Genomic DNA, 6,448 nt, shown 5'->3' with positions numbered 1-6,448 from the left:
ACGATTGGAAATGTTAGCCCCATACAATATGAATCAATGAATTAAAACCCCGTGTCTACTTTATCGGGGTCAGATCAGATAGCTGATAGCTGATAGCTGATAGCTTTAACACTTATCTATCAAAGCTTAAAAAACCTGCTTGCTTAATTATCCATCTAAGCGTAAAATGCGCGCTCATTTCGGCTTTTACACTATTAATTCCTTGCCTTAAACCGACCGGCCGAAACGGTAGAAGGCTCTATTAACCGTAAGGAATATCCATGCGTCATTACGAAATCGTATTCATGGTTCACCCTGATCAGAGTGAGCAAGTATCTGGTATGATCGAACGTTATACTGGTTCTATCACTGAAGCTGGTGGTACTATCCACCGTCTTGAAGACTGGGGCCGTCGTCAACTGGCTTACCCAATCAACAAGCTTCACAAAGCTCATTATGTTCTTATGAACGTTGAAGCACCTACTGAAGTAATCAGCGAGCTAGAAACTACTTTCCGCTACAACGATGCAGTGCTTCGTAACTTAGTTATGCGTACTAAAAATGCAGTAACTGAAGCGTCTCCTCTTGCAAGAGAAGAGAAGAAAGAAGCACCAGCTGCTTAATTGTTTTGAGTCCTAGCATGGCACGTAGTCAGCAGTTAGTGTAATGGTTAGCCCATATATGAATCAGCTGGTTATATCGGGGGTTGTTTGTAAAACACCCAAGTTTAGCCAAAGCCCTGCAGGCATACCGCATTGTATTTTTGTTGTAGAACATAAATCGATGCAAACCGAAGCAGATCTTAACCGTAATAGTTACGTTAGGCTTCAGGTTGTTGCCAGTGGTAAGCAAATGCAACAACAGACTCAACATTTGCACGTTGGGCAGGCATTGCAAGTGAGTGGTTTTTTAAATCGCCACGAAGGTCGTAACGGCCTTAGCCAATTGGTTTTGCATGCTCAGCATATAGAAAGAATTATTTGAGGAATTAATCTCATGGCACGTTATTTCAGACGTCGTAAGTTCTGCCGCTTTAAAGCGGAAGGCGTACAACAAATCGATTACAAAGATCTAGCTACTCTTAGAAACTATGTTACAGAAAGTGGCAAAATCGTACCTAGCCGTATTACAGGTACTAGCGCTAAATACCAGCGCCAGCTAGCAACTGCTATTAAGCGTGCTCGCTACTTAGCCCTTCTTCCATACACTGACTTACATAAGTAAGCAGCGGATTAACAGTTTTTAAAAGGTGTAGAAACATGCAAGTTATTCTACTAGATAAGATCGCTAACCTAGGTGGCCTAGGTGACCAGGTTGTTGTTAAATCTGGCTTCGCACGTAACTTCCTTTTCCCGCAAGGTAAGGCAGTTCCTGCAACTAAAGCAAACATTGAAACGTTTGATGCTCGTCGCGCAGACTTAGAAGCGAAAATCGCTGAACAGTTAACTGCAGCACAAGCACGCGCTGACAAACTAGAAGCATTAGCAGAAGTTACTTTAGTATCTAAAGCTGGTGACGAAGGTAAGCTATTCGGTTCAATCGGTACTCGTGACATCGCTGACGCTATCTCAGCTGTTGGTGTTGAAGTTGCTAAATCAGAAGTTCGTTTACCTCACGGTACTATCCGTGAAACTGGCGAATTCGACGTTGCAATCGCAGTACACTCAGACGTAACAGCTACTATTAAAGTAATCGTTATTGCTGAAGCTTAATTTTTAATTAAGCCCAAAAAGCCGTGCTTTTAGCGCGGCTTTTTTGTATCTAAAATTCCTCTTTAATACCCATCTAATAGCTCTATATAAAATTATTTAACTATTTTTATTATTAGTTTAAACCTTTCTTGTCTGTCTTTGCGTCTTAGTAATCAATACACTCATTAATACACGTTTTTAAATAAAAATAATTAAAAGGCGACATCACGGATGTTACACACAAAACCCGAGCACACGCCCCTATGCGACCTTGCACTCATTGAGCGTGTTAAAGCGGGGGATCAAAATGCCTATAAGGTATTATATGAGCTGCATATAAAGCGTGTTTACGGTTTATGTTTGCGCTTATTGGCCGATGAAGCGCACGCTGAAGATGCCGCCCAAGAGGTGTTTGTGCAGGTGTGGCATAAAATAGCGCAGTTTGACGGGCGCTCACAATTTTCTACTTGGCTATATAGCGTAGCAAGCAACATTGCGATTAGTTATGTACGCAAGCACAAAAGCTGGTTAAACAAAGTTGTGAGCATAGAACAAAGCGGTATGGATGAGCAAAGCGCGCAAAGTTGTAAGGGATTAAACGGGTTAGATAAATTAATTGTTCGCCTACCAGAGCGCGCCCGCATGGTGTTTGTTTTATATGCCATTGAAGGCTACCGCCACGAAGAAATAGCCCAGCAATTGGGGATGGCAGTAGGGTCGAGTAAGTCGCAATATCATCGTGCAAGGCAGTTATTACAAGAGTGGTACGAGTATGAGTAAACAAAATTTTGATGACTACTTAAACGAGTCTTTAAACAATTTAAATAAAGACATAGCGCCCAATAAAGCACTTTGGCAGGGCATTGAGCACGCCATAGTTACAGCTAAGCCACTTGCTGTTAAAGCGCCATTATGGCCTAAATTGAGCGCTATTGCTGCGTGCAGTGCAGCGGCTTTATTAGCAATAAATATATTTATGAGCAATAACGAGCCAAGCCAAGTGGTTGCTATGAGCGATTACTTTAAAGCGCAAAAGCAAAGTTTATTAGTGCAGTACAAAAACCAGGATGCACTTACTAATAACTGGCAAGCACAGTTACAAGAGCTTGAAGAAGCAGAGCAAGCAATTAAACAGGCACTTGAAAACGAGCCACAAAATCAGGCATTACTGACCATGTTGGCGCAAGTTTACCAGCAACAACTCGACTTAATTAACAAGGTGCATGCACCGCGTTGGCAGCAAATATAGGGGAATAACATGAAAGCAATTTTACTTGGGCTAAGCCTATTACCACTGAGCGTTTTAGCGGGCGAAAAAATAGATAAGCAAATAAAGGTGCCAAACGGCGGCACTATTTTTATTGAAAACCAACGTGGCGATGTAAACATAACCGGCTGGGATAAAAACGAATTTAAAGTCTCCGGCGAGCTTGATGACAAGGCCGAAGGGTTTGAGCTTAAAACGACAGGCGATAAAACCGAATTTATAGTAAAAATGCCACGCAATTTGGGGTGGGGTAACAATGGAGATGGCTCTAACTTAACAGTATTTATGCCAAAAAGCAGTCGCTTAGAATTTGCTGGCGTAAATGTGTCAGTGACTGCAAAAACACTTAAAAAAGGCGCTGAGGTTGATGTTGTTAATGGTGAAATTACGGTAAATGACATTAGCGGCACTGTTAAATTAAGCACCGTAAATGGCGATGTAAACGCACAGAACTTAAGCGGCAATATTCAATTTGAAACCGTAAACGGTGAAATAAACGATAAGCAATCAAGCGGAGAGCTGCGTTTTAGTGCCGTAAATGGCGATATTAAATCAAGCACAACCGCAAACGACGTACGATTAGAAAACGTAAATGGCGATATCGATTTTACATTATCGAGCATAAAAAGCTTACGTATTAATACTGTAAACGGCGAAGCTGAAATACACATCAGCGAACTGCTAAAAGGGGCTGATGTTCGCTATGAGTCGGTAAGTGGTGATGCTGATTTTTACTTCCCGCAAAGCGTGTCGGCTCAGTTTGAGATTAAAGCGCACGCCAACGGTAAAATTATTAATAAAGTTACCAGCGATAAAGTTACTAAAGCTAAATATGGCCCTTCTAGTGATTTAGAGTTTAGTGCCAATGGTGGCAGCGCAAGTGTTGAAATGGATACTATAAGCGGGCGAATTGAGCTGCGAACTAAATAACGCTAATTAGCGTTAATGATTACAAAAAGCAGGAAAAGATTTCCTGCTTTGCTATTTGCACAGCCCTGCCAAGTCGATAGAATAGAGCCATTCAATTTTAGTACTGTGAAGTTATGGCCAAACCAGATAAGCAAGTCGATACCCTTAAAGTTCCTCCCCATTCAATAGAAGCTGAACAATCTGTTTTAGGTGGCTTAATGCTTGATAACCAAGCTTTTGACCGCGTAGCAGAGCTGGTTGTTGCGCAGGACTTTTATACCCGCACCCATAAGCTTATTTTTGAAGCCATGACCGCGCTTGCTGAAGTGGGCGATCCGATAGATTTAATCACAATTTCAGAAAGTCTTGAAAAAAATAACCAACTAGCAGGCATTGGTGGTTTTGCGTATTTGGCCGAAATAGCTAAAAACACCCCAAGTGCTGCGAATATCGATGCATACGCCAATATTGTGCGTGAGCGCGCGGTAGTACGCGAAATGATTGGCGTAGCTAATGAAATAGCCGAAGCTGGTTTTAACCCAGAAGGGCGCACCAGCCACGACTTATTAGACTTTGCCGAGAGTAAAGTATTTAAAATTGCTGAGCAACGTACAAAAAGTACCGAAGGCCCGCAAAGCATTCATAACATTCTTGAAAAAACCGTCGATAAAATCGAAGAGCTATACCAGTCGCCGCAAGACGGTGTAACCGGTGTAAGCACTGGGTATGCTGATTTAGATAAAATGACAGCAGGTATGCAGCCTTCTGATTTAATTATTGTTGCAGCACGTCCTTCAATGGGTAAAACCACCTTTGCGATGAACCTTGCTGAGCACGCCGCAATGACGCAAGACAAGCCTGTGCTTATTTACTCATTAGAGATGCCCTCTGAACAAATTATGATGAGGATGTTGGCATCACTTGGTCGTATTAACCAAACTAAGGTACGTACTGGCCAGCTAGATGATGACGATTGGGCGCGACTTTCATCAACCATGGGGCTGTTGATGGAAAAAGGCAAAATGTATGTTGATGATGCATCGGGGCTTACACCTACCGATGTGCGTTCACGTGCAAGACGTATAGCGCGCGACCACGGTGGTATTAGTATGATCATGGTCGATTACCTTCAGTTAATGCGCGTACCTAGTTTATCAGATAATCGTACTTTAGAGATTGCCGAAATATCGCGTTCATTAAAAGCGCTCGCTAAAGAGTTACAGTGCCCGGTTATTGCGCTTTCGCAGCTAAACCGTACGCTAGAGCAACGTGCCGATAAACGCCCAATTAACTCAGATTTACGTGAATCAGGTTCAATAGAGCAAGATGCCGATTTAATCATGTTTATATACCGTGATGAGGTATACAACGAAGACAGTACAGAAAAAGGCATCGCCGAAATTATCATAGGTAAACAGCGTAACGGCCCAATTGGTAAAGTGCGCTTAACCTTCCAAGGGCAATTTTCTCGCTTTGATAATTACGCGGGGCCAGCAGTTGATGATGAATACTAATGCGCCTAGCCACTGCCGAAATTAACCTAACCGCCCTTGCGCATAACTTATCGCAGGTAAAACGTTTTGCGCCAAATAGCAAAATAATGGCGGTATTAAAAGCCAATGCGTATGGGCATGGTTTAGTAAAAATTGCCCAGCACTTAAATAGTGCTGATGCATTTGCTGTTGCCCGAATTGATGAAGCCCTCGCACTGCGCGCCGGTGGTTTAACAAAGTCAATAGTACTGCTTGAAGGTTTTTTTAATAAAGCCGACTTACCTATTTTATTGGCTAATAATTTTCAAACTATTGTGCACGACGAAAACCAGCTTGCAGCAATAGAAAATGCCACCTTAGATGCGCCAATTACTTGCTGGCTAAAAATAAACACCGGCATGCACCGATTAGGCATAGCACCGGAGCAGTTTGACGCATTTTATAGTCGCTTGCAGCGCACACCCAATGCTAAAAGCACCATTAATTTGATGACCCATTTTTCGTGTGCCGATGATACGCACAATACTAAAACGGCGCAGCAAATTAGCTTATTTGATACGCTTGTAAAGGGCATAGACCAAGCGCATTGTTTATCAAACTCGGCCGGTATTATAGCGTGGCCAGCAGGACACGGTGATTGGATACGCCCAGGACTTATGCTTTATGGGGTGTCGCCAATGGCAAACTGCACAGGGCAAGAACACAATTTAAAGCCGGTCATGCGTTTAACCACAAAGGTGATTGCAGTGCGTGATGTTGCCGCACATGAGCGAGTAGGGTACGGAGGCCGTTGGCAAAGTGATAAACCGACTCAATTAGCCGTAGTGGCTATGGGTTATGGCGATGGCTATCCGCGTCATGCCAAAGAAGGCACACCGGTTATGATTGCAGGGCAGCGTTACGGTATTGTAGGCAGTGTGTCTATGGATATGATAAGCATTGATATAGGCGAAAACGAGCACAATGTTAAAGTAGGCGACAGCGTTACAATGTGGGGGCCGGAGCTTCCGGTTGAAGAAATAGCCCACTGCGCCGATACTATCCCTTACGAATTACTGTGTAATATTACACCGCGCGTAAGTTACGAGTACCAGCGATAGTTAATAAGT

General features: G+C 43.0%; 9 protein-coding genes. All 9 read left to right on the top strand.

The features are described 5' to 3' along the window. Positions 1-260: 260 nt before the first annotated feature. The 9 genes from rpsF to alr all read left to right on the top strand — a co-directional run bounded on the left by rpsF (position 261) and on the right by alr (position 6,439). Positions 261-602, top strand: a complete 342-nt coding sequence (rpsF, locus tag OIZ54_RS18780; protein ID WP_004588455.1) for a 30S ribosomal protein S6 — start codon at positions 261-263, stop codon at positions 600-602. Positions 603-645: 43 nt separating this feature from the next. Continuing rightward, positions 646-963, top strand: a complete 318-nt coding sequence (gene priB, locus OIZ54_RS18775; RefSeq protein WP_004588456.1) for a primosomal replication protein N — start codon at positions 646-648, stop codon at positions 961-963. A gap of 12 nt (positions 964-975) precedes the next feature. Continuing rightward, a complete protein-coding gene (gene rpsR, locus OIZ54_RS18770; protein WP_002962753.1) occupies positions 976-1,203 on the top strand; it encodes a 30S ribosomal protein S18 in 228 nt (75 codons plus the stop codon). A gap of 35 nt (positions 1,204-1,238) precedes the next feature. After that, the gene (gene rplI / locus OIZ54_RS18765; RefSeq protein WP_004588457.1) at positions 1,239-1,691 is read left to right on the top strand and encodes a 50S ribosomal protein L9; all 453 of its coding nucleotides are present in this window, start codon (positions 1,239-1,241) and stop codon (positions 1,689-1,691) included. Between the two features lie 210 nt (positions 1,692-1,901). Continuing rightward, positions 1,902-2,450 (top strand): RNA polymerase sigma factor, encoded by a 549-nt coding sequence (locus OIZ54_RS18760; RefSeq protein WP_264391038.1) that lies wholly within the window; start codon positions 1,902-1,904, stop codon positions 2,448-2,450. Further along, positions 2,443-2,919: a hypothetical protein gene (locus tag OIZ54_RS18755; protein ID WP_024031625.1), complete on the top strand. Its 477-nt coding sequence runs from the start codon at positions 2,443-2,445 to the stop codon at positions 2,917-2,919. The genes OIZ54_RS18760 and OIZ54_RS18755 overlap by 8 nt, the downstream gene beginning before the upstream one ends. 9 nt (positions 2,920-2,928) lie before the next feature. Then, positions 2,929-3,867, top strand: coding sequence for a DUF4097 family beta strand repeat-containing protein (locus tag OIZ54_RS18750; protein ID WP_264391037.1), 939 nt, complete (start codon positions 2,929-2,931; stop codon positions 3,865-3,867). Between the two features lie 113 nt (positions 3,868-3,980). Beyond that, the gene (gene dnaB, locus OIZ54_RS18745) at positions 3,981-5,360 is read left to right on the top strand and encodes a replicative DNA helicase (RefSeq protein WP_004588461.1); all 1,380 of its coding nucleotides are present in this window, start codon (positions 3,981-3,983) and stop codon (positions 5,358-5,360) included. Continuing rightward, positions 5,360-6,439 carry an alanine racemase gene (gene alr, locus OIZ54_RS18740; protein WP_264391036.1) on the top strand — a complete coding sequence of 360 codons (1,080 nt, stop codon included), beginning with the start codon at positions 5,360-5,362 and terminating at the stop codon, positions 6,437-6,439. The genes dnaB and alr overlap by 1 nt, the downstream gene beginning before the upstream one ends. Positions 6,440-6,448 lie beyond the last annotated feature (9 nt).

The sequence above is a fragment of the Pseudoalteromonas sp. A3 genome, from assembly GCF_025942345.1.
GTDB lineage: Bacteria > Pseudomonadota > Gammaproteobacteria > Enterobacterales > Alteromonadaceae > Pseudoalteromonas > Pseudoalteromonas atlantica.
The sequence above is the reverse complement of the archived record's forward strand: the minus strand, read 5'-3'. Positions and strand labels throughout refer to the sequence as shown.